The sequence below is a fragment of the Microbacterium sp. CCNWLW41 genome (genome assembly GCF_037083505.1).
In genome coordinates, this window is sequence record NZ_JBAOJP010000017.1 from 68,876 (window position 1) to 82,864 (window position 13,989).

15 protein-coding genes are annotated in these 13,989 nt (G+C 69.3%); 9 read left to right on the forward strand and 6 right to left on the reverse strand.

What is annotated here, in order from left to right; genetic code table 11:
- Positions 1 to 104 precede the first annotated feature (104 nt).
- The 3 genes from V6R91_RS35375 to V6R91_RS35385 are packed head-to-tail and all read left to right on the forward strand — an operon-like array spanning position 105 to position 3,204.
- On the forward strand, positions 105 to 1,568 hold the full coding sequence (locus V6R91_RS35375) for a purine-cytosine permease family protein (protein ID WP_271061568.1): 1,464 nt from the start codon (positions 105 to 107) through the stop codon (positions 1,566 to 1,568).
- Entirely contained in the window at positions 1,565 to 2,185 is a 621-nt protein-coding gene (locus tag V6R91_RS35380; RefSeq protein ID WP_336399218.1) for a cysteine hydrolase, read from the forward strand. The genes V6R91_RS35375 and V6R91_RS35380 overlap by 4 nt, the downstream gene beginning before the upstream one ends.
- A complete protein-coding gene (locus V6R91_RS35385; RefSeq protein WP_271061566.1) occupies positions 2,182 to 3,204 on the forward strand; it encodes an alpha/beta hydrolase in 1,023 nt (340 codons plus the stop codon). Before V6R91_RS35380 ends, V6R91_RS35385 begins: the two co-directional genes overlap by 4 nt.
- A gap of 8 nt (positions 3,205 to 3,212) precedes the next feature.
- On the opposite strand, the gene V6R91_RS35390 is transcribed toward V6R91_RS35385, so the two are convergent.
- The 4 genes from V6R91_RS35390 to V6R91_RS35405 all read right to left on the reverse strand — a co-directional run bounded on the left by V6R91_RS35390 (position 3,213) and on the right by V6R91_RS35405 (position 7,744).
- The gene (locus V6R91_RS35390) at positions 3,213 to 5,054 is read right to left on the reverse strand and encodes an ABC transporter ATP-binding protein/permease (RefSeq protein WP_336399219.1); all 1,842 of its coding nucleotides are present in this window, start codon (positions 5,052 to 5,054) and stop codon (positions 3,213 to 3,215) included.
- A 70-nt stretch (positions 5,055 to 5,124) separates the two neighbouring features.
- Positions 5,125 to 6,186 (reverse strand): peptidoglycan-binding domain-containing protein, encoded by a 1,062-nt coding sequence (locus V6R91_RS35395; protein WP_336399220.1) that lies wholly within the window; start codon positions 6,184 to 6,186, stop codon positions 5,125 to 5,127.
- Positions 6,187 to 6,398: 212 nt separating this feature from the next.
- Positions 6,399 to 7,175: a hypothetical protein gene (locus V6R91_RS35400; RefSeq protein WP_336399221.1), complete on the reverse strand. Its 777-nt coding sequence runs from the start codon at positions 7,173 to 7,175 to the stop codon at positions 6,399 to 6,401.
- Positions 7,176 to 7,297: 122 nt separating this feature from the next.
- On the reverse strand, positions 7,298 to 7,744 hold the full coding sequence (locus V6R91_RS35405) for a peptidase inhibitor family I36 protein (protein ID WP_336399222.1): 447 nt from the start codon (positions 7,742 to 7,744) through the stop codon (positions 7,298 to 7,300).
- Between the two features lie 258 nt (positions 7,745 to 8,002).
- On the opposite strand from V6R91_RS35405, the gene V6R91_RS35410 reads away from it, so the two are divergent.
- The gene (locus V6R91_RS35410; RefSeq protein WP_336399223.1) at positions 8,003 to 8,359 is read left to right on the forward strand and encodes a hypothetical protein; all 357 of its coding nucleotides are present in this window, start codon (positions 8,003 to 8,005) and stop codon (positions 8,357 to 8,359) included.
- 318 nt (positions 8,360 to 8,677) lie between these two features.
- On the opposite strand, the gene V6R91_RS35415 is transcribed toward V6R91_RS35410, so the two are convergent.
- Complete coding sequence (locus V6R91_RS35415) at positions 8,678 to 9,163, reverse strand: FBP domain-containing protein (protein ID WP_067247273.1); 486 nt, start codon at positions 9,161 to 9,163, stop codon at positions 8,678 to 8,680.
- A 403-nt stretch (positions 9,164 to 9,566) separates the two neighbouring features.
- On the opposite strand from V6R91_RS35415, the gene V6R91_RS35420 reads away from it, so the two are divergent.
- From V6R91_RS35420 to V6R91_RS35440, 5 genes are all read left to right on the forward strand, one after another.
- Positions 9,567 to 11,225 (forward strand): radical SAM protein, encoded by a 1,659-nt coding sequence (locus tag V6R91_RS35420; RefSeq protein ID WP_336399224.1) that lies wholly within the window; start codon positions 9,567 to 9,569, stop codon positions 11,223 to 11,225.
- Positions 11,222 to 11,545: a hypothetical protein gene (locus tag V6R91_RS35425; protein ID WP_336399225.1), complete on the forward strand. Its 324-nt coding sequence runs from the start codon at positions 11,222 to 11,224 to the stop codon at positions 11,543 to 11,545. Before V6R91_RS35420 ends, V6R91_RS35425 begins: the two co-directional genes overlap by 4 nt.
- Positions 11,546 to 11,549: 4 nt before the next feature.
- Complete coding sequence (locus V6R91_RS35430) at positions 11,550 to 12,368, forward strand: prolipoprotein diacylglyceryl transferase (RefSeq protein WP_336399226.1); 819 nt, start codon at positions 11,550 to 11,552, stop codon at positions 12,366 to 12,368.
- A 295-nt stretch (positions 12,369 to 12,663) separates the two neighbouring features.
- Positions 12,664 to 12,795, forward strand: a complete 132-nt coding sequence (locus V6R91_RS35435; RefSeq protein WP_336399227.1) for a hypothetical protein — start codon at positions 12,664 to 12,666, stop codon at positions 12,793 to 12,795.
- A gap of 36 nt (positions 12,796 to 12,831) precedes the next feature.
- The gene (locus tag V6R91_RS35440) at positions 12,832 to 13,296 is read left to right on the forward strand and encodes a hypothetical protein (RefSeq protein WP_336399228.1); all 465 of its coding nucleotides are present in this window, start codon (positions 12,832 to 12,834) and stop codon (positions 13,294 to 13,296) included.
- A gap of 38 nt (positions 13,297 to 13,334) precedes the next feature.
- Here the strand turns inward: V6R91_RS35440 and V6R91_RS35445 are convergent, their stop codons facing one another.
- A complete protein-coding gene (locus V6R91_RS35445) occupies positions 13,335 to 13,724 on the reverse strand; it encodes a hypothetical protein (RefSeq protein ID WP_336399229.1) in 390 nt (129 codons plus the stop codon).
- Positions 13,725 to 13,989: the final 265 nt, after the last annotated feature.

Sequence of the window (13,989 nt, forward strand, 5' to 3'; positions counted from 1 at the left end):
GCTCGCCGCGTTTCGACTCGTCGCTGCGCTCCTCGCTCAACGCCCGGAAGCGAAGCGAGACGAAACGCTGTCCCCCACCGCGCGGACAGTGCCAGGATGAGGGCATGTCCGCTGAGAGCGCCGCTCCCGCCGCATCGACCCTGATCGAGCGCACCGGGATCGAGATCATCCCCGAGTCCGATCGCACCGCGCGACCCCGCGACCTGTTCTGGCCGTGGTTCGCCGCGAACGTGTCGGTCTTCGGCATGTCGTACGGGTCGTTCGTGCTCGGCTTCGGGATCTCGTTCTGGCAGGCGACGCTCGTCTCCGTCATCGGGATCGTCGTGTCGTTCCTGCTCTGCGGCCTGATCGCGATCGCGGGCAAGCGCGGCTCCGCGCCGACGATGGTCCTGTCCCGCGCCGCGTTCGGCGTGCACGGGCAGAAGATCCCCGGCATCGTGTCGTGGCTGACCTCGATCGGCTGGGAGACCTTCCTCGCCATCATGGCGGTGCTCGCCACCGCCACCGTCATCACGCAGATCGGCGGAGACGGTGCGAGCATCGGGCTGCTGATCGCGGCGACGGTGATCGTCGCGGCCCTCATCGTGACCGCCTCGGTGCTCGGCTACCACACGATCATGAAGCTGCAATCGGTGCTGACGTGGGTCACGGGTGTCGTGACGATCCTCTACATCGCCCTCACCATCGGGCACATCGATCTGGGCGCAGTCATGGCGCTCCCCTCGGGCAGTGCCGGTCAGGTCATCGGCGCCCTCGTCATGGTGATGACCGGATTCGGCCTGGGCTGGATCAACATCGCCGCGGACTGGTCGCGCTACCAAAAGCGGACCGCGTCCGACGGCGCGATCGTCGCCTGGAACACGATCGGGGGATCCGTCGCCCCCGTCGTCCTGGTCGTCTTCGGCCTGCTGCTGGCGGGGTCCGACGAGGACCTCAGCGCGATGATCGCCTACGACCCGATCGGCGCCCTCGCGACGCTCCTGCCGGTCTGGGTCCTCATCCCGTTCCTCTTGACCGCGGTGCTGGCGCTCGTTTCCGGCGCCGTGCTCGGCATCTACTCCTCCGGCCTGACGCTCCTGAGCCTGGGCATCCGGATCCCCCGCCCCACCGCCGCGGCGATCGACGGGGTGATCCTCACGCTCGGCACCATCTGGGTCGTGTTCTTCGCGGAGGACTTCCTCGGCCCGTTCCAGTCGTTCCTCATCACCCTCGGCGTGCCGCTGGCGTCCTGGGCGGGCATCCTCATCGCCGACATCCTGCGGCGGCGCCGAGACTACGACGAGGCGGCCCTGTTCGACCCGCGCGGGCGGTACGGCTCCTGGGACGCGATCTCGATCGGCACCATGGTCGTGGCGAGCGTGATCGGCTGGGGCTTCGTGGTCAACGGCTTCGCCGAGGCGGCTCCGTGGAACAACTGGCAGGGGTACCTGTTGTTCCTGGTCGGCGGCAGGGACGGCGAGTGGGCGTTCGCGAACCTCGGCGTCTTCTTCGCCCTGGTGCTGTCGTTCCTGGTGACCTACGTCGCCCGGGCCGGACGGATCCGCCGCCAGGAAGAGACCGCGCGGTGACGGGGCGGGACGCCCCGCGAGACGAGGACGCCCCCGACACCGCACGGCCCTGGCTCCTCGTCATCGACCCGCAGAACATCTTCGCCTCGCCCGATTCCGCGTGGGGCTCTCCGTTCTTCGCGGATGCGCTCGCACACATCGTCCGGCTCGCGGAGGCGGCCGGCTCCCGGGTGCTCGTCACCCGCTGGCTGCCCACCGCCGACCGCGCGACCAGCTGGGGGGACTACTTCGCCGCGTGGCCCTTCGCCGACCGGCCTGCGGACGATCCGCTGTACGATCTCGTCCCCGCCGCACGCGCGCTCTCCCCGCATCCCACTCTCGACCTGCCTACCTTCGGCAAATGGGGGCCGGAGCTGGAGCGGATCACCGGCGGCGCCCCGGTCGTGGTCACCGGCGTCTCGACCGACTGCTGCGTGATCTCGACCGTCCTGGCGGGGGCGGACGCGGGAGGCCGCATCACGGTCGTCCCCGAGGCCTGCGCGGGCTCGACCGCGGAGAACCACGACGCCGCGATCCGCGTGCTGGGGCTGTACGCGCCGCAGGTCGCGCTCGCCTCCGCCGACACGGCCGCGACGATGTTGGCCGGAACAGCCGCCCGAGAGGAGTCCGCCCCGTGAGCGCCCACCCGTCCCGTCGTCCGTGGCACCGCACGCGCATCGCGCTGGGGATCGTCCTGTCCGTCGTCGTCGTGATCGGGATCGTGGGATCGATCACGCCCTGGCCGTCGGCGATGCTGATCCGGACGGTGTTCACGAAGGGCGGCGTGGAGACGGCAGCGGAAATGGAACGGCATGCTCCCGACGCCGCCCTCGACGAGCGGCTGGCCGTGCCGTATGCCGAGGGAGCCGACACGACGATGGACGTCGTCACGCCGGCATCGGCCGACGGGCCGCTGCCCACGGTCGTGTGGATCCACGGCGGTGCCTGGATCTCCGGATCCAGCCGCGATGTGCTGCCGTACATGCGCATCCTCGCCGCGGAGGGGTACGCCGCCATCGCGCCGAACTACACGCTCGGCCCCGAAGGCACCTACCCGACCGCCGTGACGCAGCTCAACGACGCGCTCGCGTACATCGACGCGCACGCCGAGGAGCTGGGCGTGGATCCGGACCGGATCGTGCTCGCCGGGGACTCCGCGGGGGCGCAGCTGGCCAGCCAGCTCGCCGTCCTCGCGACGAGCAGCGAGTACGCGATGCTGGCCGGGGTGACCCCCGCGCTGACGGCGGACCAGCTCCGCGGCGTGGTGCTCAACTGCGGTGTGTACGACCTCGCCGCGCTCGCCGCGCTGCAGGGCATCGCCGGCTGGGGCCTGAAGACGGCGATGTGGGCGTACAGCGGCACGAAGACCTGGGCCGAGGAGGCGCCGGGCTCGCTCATGTCCACGATCGACCACGTGACGGCCGACTTCCCGCCCACGTACATCAGCGGCGGCAACGGAGACGGGCTGACCTGGCTCCAGTCGATCCCGATGTCGCAGCGCCTGGACGAGCTGGGCGTGGACGTGACGACGCTGTTCTGGCCCGCGGACCACGAGCCGGCGCTGGCGCACGAGTACCAGTTCCACCTGGACAACGACGAGGCGCAGACCGCGCTGCAGAAGACCCTCGCCTTCCTCGACGCCCACGCGAAAGCCTGATCCGCGGGTCAGGCGCGCAGGTTCTCCGCGGGGCGAAGTCGGGCGGCGCGGACGGCGGCGAGACCCCCTCCGCCCGCACCGACGATCAATCCGCTCCCCAGCGCGACGGGCAGGAGCAGGAGATCGAACACCGGCGTCCAGCGCTGGCCGATGGTCACGGCGAGGATCGCGCACATCCCGAGAAGCAGACCGACGACCCCGCCCGAGAGACCGATGAGTCCTGCTTCCCACGTGAGGAGGGCACCGATCTGGCGATCTCGTGCGCCGAGGGCCTTGCGCATCCCGATCTCTCCCCGCCGTGCGTTGACGGCGAGAAGAGAGGAGTTGGTGAGTGCGACGACGGCGACGATAAGAGCGAGAAGGGTGAAGGCCGCCAGAGTGATCCTCACGCCCTGTTCGATCTCTCCCCGGAGCTGGGCAGAATCCGTAGGCGCGTGGACGGTGATGCTCTCCCGCGCGAACGGATTCAGGGCGGGAGGAAGTTGTCGCGCGACCTGCGGTGCGGCGCCTGCCGCTGTGACGGTCAGGAGGGTCGCGTCGACGGCGCCGGGCAGCTGCGCCTGGTCCGGCGAACCGACGATGGCCTCACCTCGAAGCAAGGGAAGGCGTGAGGACTCGGTGATGATCCCGGCGACGACGTACTCTGTGCCGTCGATGGATACCACCGTCGTCTCCGCGATACGGCCGAGACGGAGGTCTTTCGCGAGCAGGTCGCCGACCAGTGCTTCATCGCTCTTCAACGCCCCCGTGTGCCACGGCGCCTCGGTGACGGCGAGACGGGCAGCAGCAGCGATGTCGCCGAACGCGATGTGGGAACGGACCTGACGGGCTTCGGCGAACGTGGAGACGGTCCCGGGCCCGAGGCTCACCATGAGCGCGGCGGATTCGACACCGTCCAGCCTCTCGGCGATGGCCGGAGAATCCTCGAGAGACGGAGCATGCGGTGCTCCGGTGGACCAATACGCCGTGACTTCCCGGTTCAGATGGGCGTCGAACGTCGCGGCGACCTGCGCGGATGCGGAAGCGGACAGTCCCAGAGTGGTGATCGTCAGGCCGACCGCGATCGCGACCGCGATGAGCTGACCGGCAGACTGCGTGGTCCGTGACCATACGGAGGCCCAGGCGTCCCGCACCACGTCGCGGAGAGCCGAACGAGCATGGTGTTGTTCGGGTTCGTCAGCCAGAGCGGAATCCCCGGAGGAGACGGTGGGGCGCGCGTCATCTCCGCCTGCCTCGCCTTTCCCGCTGTCCGACACCACACGTCCGTCTATGATCCGCACGGTCCTTCGTGCCCGGGCCGCGACCTCGGCCGCGTGGGTGACGATGACCACGGTCGCACCGTTGTCGTTGAGTCGCTGCAGTTCATCGAGCACCTGGCTCGCCGTTCGGGAGTCGAGATTCCCCGTCGGCTCATCGGCGAGGATCAACGGCGCTGCCGACGCCGTGGCCCTCGCGATCGCCACCCGCTGGCGTTGGCCGCCGGAGAGCGTGGAGGTGCTCTGCTCGACGCGGTCCCCGAGCCCGACCGCCTCAAGCGCACGACGTGCGCGCTCTCGACGCTCCGGGCGGGGCCTGCCTCGGTAGAGCAGGTTGAGTTCGGCGCTGTCGATCGCGGGACGACCCTCCAGCAGATGGAACGCCTGGAAGATGAATCCGATCGTTCGTGCGCGCACCTGCGCAGCAGCGCGGTCAGCCCTCGAGTTCACCCGTTCGCCGGCGAGCTCGTACTCTCCCGCTGTCGGGGCGTCAAGCAGCCCGAGGATGTTCATCAACGTCGTCTTGCCTCCGCCCGACGGACCGATGATCGCGACGAACTCCCCCCGTTCGACGACCAGATCGACGTCCTTCAAGGCGTCGACATCCGCACCGCGAGCGACGGTGTACGTCCGAGAGACACCCCTTAGGCGGATCATCGCGCGTTCATCCGACACGGACGTCTTCCCCTTCACGGAGGGCGTCCGCGTCCCGGGGCGCAAGCGCGACCTGACCTCGATGCGTCACGATGACGTCCACCGGCACTTCCCTGAAGGATCCGTCCTCCTCGTGCCTGAAGACGGCGGCTCGCCCTCCCCCACGATCCGCGACGGCGGAGACGGGCACGAGGAGCGCCTCCTCCGCCAACAGCATGCGCGTGACGACGACCCGCGCAGATCCGACCGGCACGGTCGGCGGCAAGGCGGTGTTCGGTGTGATGGTGAGGGTCACCTGCGGACCCGGGTCTTCGGTCGTTTCCTCGCCGCGGCCATCCGGTCTCGGCTCCGGCTCCGCGTCGCCCTCGCTGTCCCCGGCCGCCCCGCGGATCTCTCCGACCGTCGCTTCGACTTCCCTCCCGGCGATCGAGATCGTCGCGACGTCGCCGGGGACGATCCCGCCCTGTTCCGCCGGCGTCGTCGTCACCGTGACCACGACGTCCGGCGCTCCGAGTTCGAGGTCCGCGCGGCCCGCCGCGACAAAGGTGCCGACAGCGACACCGCGAAGCACCTGTGCCGTCGGCCAGGGCATGGCAACGAGGCCGGAGACCGGCATGTACGCCTCCTCCTCGACCGGCGGCGGAGCGGACGGCGTCGTCCCGGGAAGCCCCTCAGCGGAGTCCGTCAACGGACGCCCCTCGGGCCGCGGCCGGACCGGTGCGACGTAGCCGCGATCGGCGTGCCATCGAGCGACGCCGTCCGCTGTCCCGGCTCCGAACACCCCGTCGGGCACGACGTCATAGCCTTGCTCGGACAGCACTGTCTGCAGCGCGAGAACGTCCGGGCCTCGGTCGCCGAACCCCATGTCTCGATAGAACGCGAAGGACGACTGCGCTAGAAGCACCGGATGCCCGTTGACCTCAGTGAGGATCTCCCCCGACGAGACCGCGGACCCGGATCCGACGGGCTTCCCCGTCACGACGGAGAGAGCGTCGCCGGACACAGGCTGAAGAGCGACTTCCCGCCGGGAGGACGGCCCGATCAGTCCCGTGAACGTCGTGTCCTCGCTCACGGTGCCCCTTTCGACGGTCGCGAGGATGGGGCCCGGCGATGGCGGCCTGGCGTTCGCTTCCTGCTGCGCCGGCGATTGGAACAGTGTCGCCAGGATCCAGAACAAGGTCAGAACGCCCAGCGCCCCGGCGCCGCAGACGCCGATGAGAACCGACCGCCGAGAGAGTCGGGTGACTCGCTCAGACGCCGGGCGCCCCGTACCGTCCCGTCCGTTCACGGCGCTCCCGGCGCGTTCGCCGCGATCGACTCCAGCAAGACTCGATGGTGAGCCTTCGCCTCGGCACGGATCCGTTCCAGCTGATCCCGATTGGCGTCCAGGAGCTTCTGCTGCTCCTCCCACTCGCGGTCATAGCGAAGCTCGGCCAGCCCACTGGATGTCCGGCATTCAGCGTCTGCGACGGCCACGGCGATCTCCTCCGCGGAGGCCGTCACCGACGCTTCCGGACCGGTGAGCCCGAACCGCTGACTGACCTCCTGTGTGGGCATCTGTCGAACATCGGACGGCACAGCGAAATCGACGCGTCCTGAGAGGCACTCATGCCACCGTAGGTTCACCTCTTTGATCTCCGGATCCTGCGCGGTGACGTCCGCGGCCTGCACGGCGAGGTCATTGACGTAGTTCCAGCCGTCGACATCGCGGAACCAATTCTTCGATGCTTCCGTAGACCTTACTGAGTCACTGCAGTCGTCGAAATCCTGCATGAAGTCGGGATCGCTAAGCGACGGGTCGGTCACATCCGAGAATTCCCTCCATAGCCGCACGGAGAGCGGATCTGCCTCCGGCGCTTGATGGTAACCCCAGGCAAGCGCAGTGCGCTCGTCGAATAGTCGGTATCCGATCCGATTCTGATCTTGCCGAGCAGGAAAGTCCGTATTCTGCCAGGGCACGGGCCACGCGCGACCCCTTTCCTCTAGACAGTTCCCGATGAGGAGCTGCTCGACGTAATTTCCCAAATCTGGCGAGTACACGATGAACTCGTCCAACGGCATCGACCACTGCTCCCGACTTTTGGTTGTCGCATCATCAGGAGCACCGGCGGCACATCCCGACAGCGCGAGGAGGAACGCGCCGCCAACAATCCACGACAAGGACCTGCGGCAACGAGTTCGGATCACTCGCACACGTAGGTCCTCGCGCTCGCTCGGGAGCCCTCAAAATGCGCCGAGGTGATGGTGTCATTCCAGCCAATGGAGCTGAGATTCGCGTATCCGGAATCGCGAGGGACGTACCTGAGCCTCCCGGTCCCCCAGAGATCCGCAGCCATGTAGAGCCCTTCGCGAACGCCGTTGTTATAGACCGACGACGCTACATCGTTAATTCCGTAGTTGCGGAAGTCATCGACGCAGTAGCGAAAGAAGAGCACGGCGCCCCCTTGCCACCAATCCCGCTGATAGTCGTATCCGGAATAGAAACACGCCAACCCTCGATCACAGCCAGCCGGGGCTGCCGCCGCAGCGGGCGCACTGAAGCCAAGAACCCCGCCCAGCGCCAGAACGATCGTTACGATCACGGCTCCCGCGCCACGGTATCGGACGGATGTTGCTTTTTCGTCGTTCATCTCAACCCCTTTGTCGGATTCTTCAAGACACTAGGGCAGCTCTCAACTTCACGGCAATATTTATAGTGGTATTTTGCATCTCCCTCATTCTCCCGTTACGCGGCTTTTACGAGCCGGCGATGGGTTTGCGCTTCTCGAGGCAGGCATGGCGATCCCTCCGATCCGCGGGGCGTTTGTTGCGCTCCGTGTCGCCGACGGTTGGGCGGTCGAGCGCAGCCGCCTACTCTCGGATGATCGGTCCAGAGTCAGGAGCATCCCGTGAGCACGCCGCAGACCCGCCTTTCGCCCCTCGAGGTGAGTGAGCGTGCGGCGTGCATGTGCGACCACGGCGACGTGTGCTCCTCGTTCGCACCGGGTCACGCGCTGCACCTGATCCAGGCGCGCCTCGCCGCCGCGACCCCGGCCGCGTGGGTGGACGCGCTCGTCGTCGACGCCGACCCCGCACGCGGGATCGTTCGGCTGACCGCGCTCGACGGCACGGCGCACACCGTCTGGAACGCCGGGGGCGCTGCGCTCGAGGCCGCTCCCGGAACACCGGTCGCCCTGCACACGACGTGGCACGTGCTCGCCGTCGGAGCGATCCGCTACAACGTCTCCCCCACCGCCGGTCGTTGAGCGAGCGCAGCGAGACGAAACGCCCAGCCGTTCCCTGTCGTTGAGCGAGCGCAGCGAGACGAAACGCCCCACCACGTTTCGTCTCGTCGCTGCGCTCCTCGCTCAACGACCGAGAACCCTCGGCGCCGTGCTTTCAACGACCACGCCGCACCGCACCGTCCGCTGAGCCACCGTTCCCCGGTCGTTGAGCGAGCGCAGCGAGACGAAACGCCCCACCACGTTTCGTCTCGTCGCTACGCTCCTCGCTGCGCTCCTCGCTCAACGACCGAGCAGCCTCGGCGCCGCGTTCGCCGGCCGAGGGGGCGGGAAGCGGACGGGCTAGGCGCCGAGCTCGCGCAGGAAGCCCTGCACGTGCTCCTGGAGCCGGAGGATCCTCAGCTCGCGCGCGGTCTCACGGTCGTACCCTTCGTACGCCAGCGCGGGAAGGCGGCGGACGTTCGCGGAGCAGCCGAAGTTGGCGCAGATCAGCGTGCCGATCGTGTTGCCGTTACGGCCGGACGCACCGGCCTTGCGTGCGGCGAAGAACTGCACGTCATTGCGGAGCGTGACGTCCTCGCACCACGAGCACTGGGTCCGGGCGAGCACGCGCTGCTCGGCCTGCTGAAGGAGGACGGACACCGGCCGGCCATCGAGGTGCGCGACGGCGTAGGCGCGGCGGGGCATCTTCGGATCGGTCCAGGCCAGCACGTCGAGACTCTCGAAATCGAGTTCGCCGAAGTCCGGCGGCAGGGTCGCAGTGGCGGCCTCCTTGCGGGAGGCGTTGACGAAAGAGGCGCGGATCTCGCGCTCGGTGACGGGAAGCATGTCGTTCTCAGTTCTCTGCGGGGCGGCGTCGCCGAAGGGCGCACCGCCGACACGGCGAAGGATCCTGGGGATCCTCCGAAGGAGGGAACGACGTCCGAGGCACGGACGCCGCAGGGACGCGAGCGCACCGGGCGCCGCGTACGACGAGACACCGATGACGGGGAGTTCCGCCACCGGCCGTCGGTCAGCCTCTGCCGCCGGCGCGCGACGCGCCGACGATCACCTTCCGCATCCTTCGGACACCGGAGTACAACACCCCGACAGTCTACCGCCGCCCGTCGGCCGGTTCGCGCGGGAGGCCGGGCGCCGCTCTCCCGCCGTGCGGACCGACGCCACCCTTTCCGGACGCGGACCCGCGGTGGGGAAGGGTGTCGTGAGGGGGCCCGCTCGCTAGGGTGAACCCATGGCTCACAGCGTCGGCGCCGGGATGCCCCTGCGCGACTACCGCATCCATCGCTACGTGAACGCGTTCTGCCCGCAATGCCACGAGGAGGATCCGGAGCGTCCGCTGGAGGAGGTCCGGCGTCTGTCCGGCTGGCTCGCCGACCGCGACGGCACGGTCTGGCTCGAGCGCGGCTGCCCGGATCACGGGCTCGTCTCGACGCTGTACGACGAATCGACCGAGATCCTTCGCTACCTGGAGCAGTGGACGGCGCCGACCAAGGTGCACGCCCCCGATACGACGGGGAACTTCAAGCCCGTCCCCTCCGCCTATGCCGACGGCCTACCGCAGATGCAGACGCAGCACACGTGCATCCTCCTGGAGGACCTGACCGACCACTGCAATCTCCGCTGCCCGACGTGCTTCGCCGAGTCGAGCCCCGCCGCCAGCGCGATCGCCCCGCTCGCAGAGGTTCTCGCCTCGGTCGACGCGCGGCTCGCGAAGGAGAACCAGCGGATCGATGTGCTGATGCTGTCCGGCGGCGAGCCGACGCTCTACCCGTGGCTGGAGCAGCTCATCGAGCACCTCGTGACGCGGCCGATCGTGCGGATCCTGCTGAACTCGAACGGATTGCGGATCGCGAACGACGACGCCTTCGTCGCCTTCCTCCGCAGGCACCGGGAGCGGGTGGAGGTCTACCTCCAGTACGACGGCGAGAGCGCCGAGGCCTCCGCCTACCATCGCGGGGCCGACATCCGCCGCTTCAAGGAGCGCGCCCTGGAACGCCTCTCCGCGGCCGGCGTGTTCACGACGCTGACGATGACCGCGGCTCTCGGGGTCAACGACGGGGAGATCGGCGCGGTCATCCGCCGCGCGCAGGCGACCCCGTACGTCGGCGGCGTGACGATCCAGCCGGTGTTCGGCTCCGGGCGCTCGGCCGGCATCGATCCCGAGTCCCGGCTCACGCACACGGGAGTCCTCGCGCGCCTCGGGCCGCAGACGGACGACGAGATCACCTGGCGCGACCTGACGGCGCTGCCCTGCAGCCATCCGCATTGCTGCTCGGTCGGCTACTTCCTCAAGGACGACTCCGGGGAGTGGAAGTCGCTGGTCGGGCTCATCGGCCACGAGCGACTGAAGAGCTTCCTGGATCTCAACCCGGATCTCCTGGCCAACCGCATCGCCGACTCGAACGTGAACAAGGCGATCCGCGACGTCGTGAAGAACTCGCTCCTCGACCTCTTCAGCGAACAGTCCTCGCTGTCGCACCCGTCGATGGGGGACATCTGGCGGGACATCTGTGTGAACTGCGACCTCGGCATCGGCACGCTGGCAGCCCTCGCCGCCTCGCGCCTGCCCGGTCAGCACCAGCGCATGCGGGAGATGATGGGCCAGCGGGTGCTTCGTGTCACGATCAAGCCGTTCATGGACATCAACACCATGATCGAAGAGCGCCTGACGCAGTGCTGCGTGCACGTCGCGACGGTGAATGAGACCACCGACGAGCACCAGTGCGCGCCGTTCTGCGCGCTGCAGGCGTGGGCTCCGCTGTCCCGTACGCGCCTGTCCACCGCCACGGGGTCCCCCGCGGTCGCGGAGCGACAGCCCGGGGGCGACCCTGCCGACGTGGCCTCGGACGCCGATGGACGACGCCGGCTCCCCCTCCGGGTGGCACGATGACCGAGGACGCCGGGGCCCCTGGGCCTCTGAACCAGTACGACCCGGTCGTCGGGGATCCCGCTCCCGCCTTCGACCCGCTCCGGCTCTGCGTGTTCACCACGATCGCGGTCATCGCCTGCGTGCTCGGTCCGATCGCCGTCCTGGTCTTCGCCGTCGTGGCGATCCTCGGCTATGCCCGCGCACGCCGCGGCGGGCTCCTGCGTTCGCGCTGCAAGCTCGGAGACACGCGCGTCGTGCTGGCGTACCTGTCCGTCGTCGCCGTGGCCGCCGCCGTCGCCATCCCGTTCTGGATCGGGATGTGGATCCGGGTGCTGGGGTGAGCCGATGTACCCGACGCTGAGCGACCTCGTGCCCTGGCTTCCCGCCTGGGACACGCATTCGGCGTTCGTCGCGGTGGCGATGCTCGCCGCGGGGGTCGTGTTCCTCGTCGAACGTCGGCGTCGCGGCGTCACGGACCCCCGGCTCGCCTACCTCGTGCTCGGCGCCCTCGCGGGAGCCGCGATCCTCTCCCGGCTCGGCACCTGGGCGCAGCACCTCGATCCGTCCCGGAACCTCGGTCTCGTGGATCAGCTGGTCCAGGGGAACGCGTCGGTGCTCAGCGCCCTGGTCGGGGCCTGGCTCGGCGTTCACGTGGCCAAGCGCATCGTCCGCTATCCGGGACGCTCCGGCGACCTGTTCGCCCCCGCGGTCGCCCTCGCGCTCGCGATCGGCCGGATCGGGTGCCTGCTCACCGAGCGCCCGGGGACGCCGACCGGCGGAACGTGGGGCATCGTGCTCGACGAGGCGTCGGCCGCGCGCGTCGGGTCACCGGCGGGGGTCTCCCTGCATCCCAGCTTCGTGTACGAGATCCTGTTCCACGCGGGGGCATTCGCAGTGCTGTGGTTCTGGCTCCGGCATCGCCCGATCGCCTCGGGCGAGACCCTCACGCTCTACATCGCCGCGTATGCGGTCTTCCGGTTCCTCGTCGAGTTCGTCCGCGGCAACGACGTCGCGTGGATGGGCCTGACCCGACCGCAGCTCTTCCTCCTCGTCACCATCCCGTTGCTGGCCGCGCGCCTGATCTGGATGGCACGGACCGGCCGGTTCCGCGCCGGCACCCACGCACTCCCGGAAAGGATCGCGCCCCATGAGCAGCACGCCTGACGACGCCGCCGTCCCTCCCCCGGACCCCTCGCGGGCACCGAATGCACCCGGTCCTTCCGCTGCGGCCCCCGACGGCGCCCTCCCACCGCCGTCGTTCGCCGCTCCTCCGCCGCCGTTCACCCCTCCGACCCCGACGGCTCCGGCCGAGAGCACATCGGCGCCGTGGGTTCCTGGCGCGCTCCCCTCGGACGCGCCCCCGACCCCGCACGAGGCCGGTTCGTGGACGGGCGCGACCTACCCCGGCTACGCATCAGGCGGTCCCCTCCCGCCTCAGCCGGGCACTCCGAGAGCGGGCATGTCCACGGGCGCGAAGGTCGGGATCGGCTTCGCGGTCGGATGCGGTGCCGTGCTCGTCGGCCTCGGGATCGTCGTCTTCGCCGGCGTCCTCACTCTGCTCGGCCCGTGTTTCGGGATCTACGTCGCCTGAGCGATCCACCGGACCGTCACCCGCTGAGGAGAACCCATGACGAACCCCCCATCCGACGCCGATCCCGACGAGCCGTCGCCCTCGGACGCGACCCCGCCCTCGGAAACCGATCCGCCGACGTCGTCGGGTCTCGCTCCCCCTCCGCCGGCGCCGAACGGTCCCGCCGGAGCGCCGCAGGGCCCCACGGGGGCGGCCGGACCTCTCCCCCCGCCCGCGCCCGCCGGTCTCAGCGTCGGAGCCGCCCGCGGCATCGGCGCCACCGCCGGGTGCCTCGCGCACTTCCTCGGCTTCGCCCTCATGATGGCGACGCTGTCCGCTGCCGCGTGGATGGGGCTCTTCGCGATGGTCTGGCCCTACGTGCTGATCCTGCTCGTGTCGGCGCTCCTGCTCATCCGGCCGTCCACCCGACCGTACGCCGTGGGCGCCCTCATCGTCGCCGCGGCCTCGTGGATCGTGCTGATCGGTCCGTGCCTGCTGTTGTTCAGCGGGCAGAGCTTCTGACGACCTGCGCGCGGGAACGTGCCCTCGACGCCCTCGTCTCAGGCCGTGGCCATGGCCGATCGCACGGCCATGCAGGCGTCCATGCAGGCCTTGCACGCTGCCGCACACATCCGGCACACCTCGCTGTGCTCCGCGTGCTCCATGCAGGCGTCCATGCAGACCTGACACATCGCGATGCAGGCGTCGAGCATCGCCATCATCGCCGCGGGCGTCATCCCCTGCATCCGCATCATCGCGCGCATCATCGTGTTGCACATGTCCGCGCAGTTCATGCATGCCGGTGCGCACGACATCATCTGGGTCGAGCAGACCGTACAGGCCTGCTCGCATGCCGAACACGCGTCCATGCACGCTTGCATCAGCGACATGTCCATCGTGGCCATGCCCGGCATGGCGTCCTTCATCGAGCCCATCATCGTGGCGTCCATCACGCCCTCCTCGTCCTCGCAGCGGAAAGCGGGCAGAGAGGACCCGCCTGTGGCCAGGGTAGACCCCGGCACCGCGCGCGTCGACGGGCGGGCGCCGCGGCGCGGAGAATCCCGCCGCGCAGCGGCGGAGGTCGACGCGCAGCGGCGCCGCCCACAAAAAAGGCCACCCCTTGTCGGGGTGGCCTGAGCTCACGGTGGTCCTGTTAACGCGAAAGAGGCCACCCTGCGTTGGGTGGCCTCTTTCGTCTAAAAGGAGTCCGGCGGT

Bases quoted from the DNA above. Each gene is read 5' to 3' on its own strand.
- V6R91_RS35375 (WP_271061568.1), top strand. From the start codon at position 105: ATGTCCGCTGAGAGCGCCGCTCCCGCCGCATCGACCCTGATCGAGCGC.
- V6R91_RS35400 (WP_336399221.1), bottom strand. From the start codon at position 7,175: ATGCCGTTGGACGAGTTCATCGTGTACTCGCCAGATTTGGGAAATTAC.
- V6R91_RS35405 (WP_336399222.1), bottom strand. From the start codon at position 7,744: ATGAACGACGAAAAAGCAACATCCGTCCGATACCGTGGCGCGGGAGCC.
- V6R91_RS35415 (WP_067247273.1), bottom strand. From the start codon at position 9,163: ATGCTTCCCGTCACCGAGCGCGAGATCCGCGCCTCTTTCGTCAACGCC.
- V6R91_RS35420 (WP_336399224.1), top strand. From the start codon at position 9,567: ATGGCTCACAGCGTCGGCGCCGGGATGCCCCTGCGCGACTACCGCATC.
- V6R91_RS35425 (WP_336399225.1), top strand. From the start codon at position 11,222: ATGACCGAGGACGCCGGGGCCCCTGGGCCTCTGAACCAGTACGACCCG.
- V6R91_RS35430 (WP_336399226.1), top strand. From the start codon at position 11,550: ATGTACCCGACGCTGAGCGACCTCGTGCCCTGGCTTCCCGCCTGGGAC.
- V6R91_RS35435 (WP_336399227.1), top strand. From the start codon at position 12,664: ATGTCCACGGGCGCGAAGGTCGGGATCGGCTTCGCGGTCGGATGCGGT.
- V6R91_RS35440 (WP_336399228.1), top strand. From the start codon at position 12,832: ATGACGAACCCCCCATCCGACGCCGATCCCGACGAGCCGTCGCCCTCG.
- V6R91_RS35445 (WP_336399229.1), bottom strand. From the start codon at position 13,724: ATGGACGCCACGATGATGGGCTCGATGAAGGACGCCATGCCGGGCATG.